3 protein-coding genes are annotated in these 2,381 nt (G+C 66.7%); all 3 read left to right on the top strand.

Going from position 1 to position 2,381, the window contains the following annotated elements; genetic code table 11:
- Window positions 1-133 precede the first annotated feature (133 nt).
- The 3 genes from ACGFSA_RS35020 (at window position 134) to ACGFSA_RS35010 (ending at window position 2,190) form a co-directional block, all read left to right on the top strand.
- Window positions 134-556, top strand: a complete 423-nt coding sequence (locus tag ACGFSA_RS35020) for a LuxR C-terminal-related transcriptional regulator (RefSeq protein WP_393310206.1) — start codon at window positions 134-136, stop codon at window positions 554-556.
- A gap of 148 nt (window positions 557-704) precedes the next feature.
- Window positions 705-1,190 carry a hypothetical protein gene (locus tag ACGFSA_RS35015; RefSeq protein ID WP_393310204.1) on the top strand — a complete coding sequence of 162 codons (486 nt, stop codon included), beginning with the start codon at window positions 705-707 and terminating at the stop codon, window positions 1,188-1,190.
- Window positions 1,191-1,695: 505 nt separating this feature from the next.
- Window positions 1,696-2,190, top strand: a complete 495-nt coding sequence (locus ACGFSA_RS35010; RefSeq protein ID WP_393310202.1) for a group II intron maturase-specific domain-containing protein — start codon at window positions 1,696-1,698, stop codon at window positions 2,188-2,190.
- Window positions 2,191-2,381 lie beyond the last annotated feature (191 nt).

Raw genomic sequence — 2,381 nt, 5'->3', positions numbered from 1 at the left:
CCGGGAGGGCAGTCGTCAGGCGCACGAAGCGCGTCAAGCCCGCTGCCGCAAGGTAAGCGGGAATCTCCCGGCTTCAGCCGGGAGAGCACTTCAACACCACACTGCGCGCTTCAACGGTCCCAGTCAGGCCTATGTGGAAGCGGCCTCACCGCTCGGAGGCGAGTACCGCACCGCACACGAACTGTTCGGCCGCGTCATCATCTTCGACCGCGAACTCGCCTTCATTCCCGCCGGAGATGGCTCCTGGGGTGCGGTGGCGGTTCGTCAGGAGTCGCTGGTGGCCTATCTGTACGAGATCTTCGAACAGGCCTGGTCCTCTGCCCGGCCGTTCTCCGCCGCCGCCGAGGACGGCCTGGAGCAAGTCTCCCAGGAGATCGACCAGACCATCCTGCGGCTGCTCGCCGCTGGGCTCAAGGACGAGACGATCGCCCGGCGTCTGGGGATGTCCCTGCGCACCGCGCGCCGGCACATCGCGGACATCATGGGCCAGCTGGAAGCCGAGAGCCGGTTTCAGGCAGGCGTGGCCGCCGCCCGCGCGGGACGGCTGGGCGAGTAGCGATACCCCGTGCCAACCGGTCACGCGAGTCCGTGACCGGATGCCCGGGACCAGGTTCGCGTGACTGTCCTGGCACCACCGTGGAATCCATGATTGAGCTCAGCGAAGGGAAGCCGCCTAACGCAAGACTCCGGAAAGGAGGACGACGATGCAGTGGGGACAAGAGGATCAGGAACACGAACTCGCCGGTGAAAGCGAATACCTTCTGGAACTCGCCGCCTTCCTCTCGGCCCGGTCTGGTGGAGGGCCGGCCATCCTCTGGACGGACTACGAGCCCCCTGCCACGGACGACCCGTTCATGGCGCAGGACACGGCAACCCTCGCCGCCAGGCTGAGTGCACTGCTCAACCGCACCGTCCGAGCCCTCCCTCAGGACCCCGAGGATCCGCACACCTCTCCAATGGGACAGGCCCAGTCGGAACTCGTGGTACTCCAACTTTTTTCCGCCACCGACATCCTGGTCGGTGCGCCTACCGACTCGACCGACGTGCACCGAGTGCCGCTGGCGGTCCGACTCCGGGGCGGCCAGGCGCTCTTCGTCCCCTGCCGCTCCACCTGCACCCTGCGACCCGAGCCCGGCTCCCGGCATGCAGTGCTACAGATCTCCACACCGCGGGTGTCCGCGTACTCGTGAAGTGGCTCCGGAAGATTTTCGTAGCCCGAGATCACCTCCGGGCGGTGGAGTGGTCCGGGTAGCGTCGGCGCAGGTATGCGATCAGTACGACCCGCTGGCGAAGGAGCGGGACACCAGCGCGGCCTGCCATGATCCGCTTCTGGGGTTTCACGTCGGTGATGCGGCCCGGAGCTGAACGGGCTGGTGATTTCCTGGATGACCGCTGCCTGGTCTTCGTGTATCAGACACCTCTGCCAGCGTCAGCCCTGCCCACGGCCGCGATGGCGCCCGCAGTACCCGAACGCTCCGCACAAGCCCCGGCCCTGCCGCCGCCCGCCCCTCCAGAACCCCGACCTTCTGTACGGCTACCGCATACAGAACGTATCGGCGCCGGAAACTTCCTTGTCCAGCTTGTCCAGCAGGCCTGACCAACAATCGGCAGCTGTGCGCGACGCCACTCGGGCCAGGATCCGGCGGGCCGCCGTCGTGCTGATGGCCGAGCAGGGCTTGCAAGACCCAATTCGCAGTGTCCGCCATCACGGGCTTTGACGGACCGCTCGTGTTCCTGCACCCGGACAAGACTGGCATCGTCCACCTCGCCAGGGGCGGGCAGGGTTTCGAGTTCCTCGGCTTTCACCACCAGAAGGTGGAATCGTGGCGCCACCGCGGCAGGTTCTACCTGCAGCGATGGCCTTCCCAACGGGCGATGCAGGTGCTGCGGGACAAGATCCGCGCGGCCACCGATCGTCGTCAGGTGGGGCGGCCGTTGTCAGCCGTGGTCGCCGACCTGAACCCGGTGCTCCGGGGCTGGGCGGCGTACTTCCGTAACGGCAATTCCGCCGGGAAGTTCTCCACGATCGACAGCTACGTCCACGAGCGTCTCGCGATCTTCGACAATCGCAAGCGCGGCATCCCGGGCAGAAAGTGGGGCAAGCGCCACGACGGCGCGTGGTTCACCCGGCTCGGAGTGTTCCGCCTGTCTGGGAACGTGCGCAGGGTGGCGGTGCATGCCAGCCGGTGAACGATGTCGGTAAGCCGTGTGCGCGAGAAGCGCATGCACGGTGTGCGCCGTGAGGCGCTTCGTTGTATCCCCGACGCAGTCGGGAGGAACTCGGAGTGAGGTTCCCCCGCTGTGCGGGAAGTGCTGATCAGCTGGTCAGAAGGGGTTGGCGGGGTTTCAGGTTCGCTCGTTCGGTCGTTGCCTGGTCGGCG

This window comes from Streptomyces sp. NPDC048496, assembly GCF_043200055.1.
GTDB lineage: Bacteria > Actinomycetota > Actinomycetes > Streptomycetales > Streptomycetaceae > Streptomyces.
This window is presented reverse-complemented; position numbering and strand designations above follow the sequence as displayed.

Bases quoted from the DNA above. Each gene is read 5' to 3' on its own strand.
- ACGFSA_RS35015 (WP_393310204.1), top strand. From the start codon at position 705: ATGCAGTGGGGACAAGAGGATCAGGAACACGAACTCGCCGGTGAAAGC.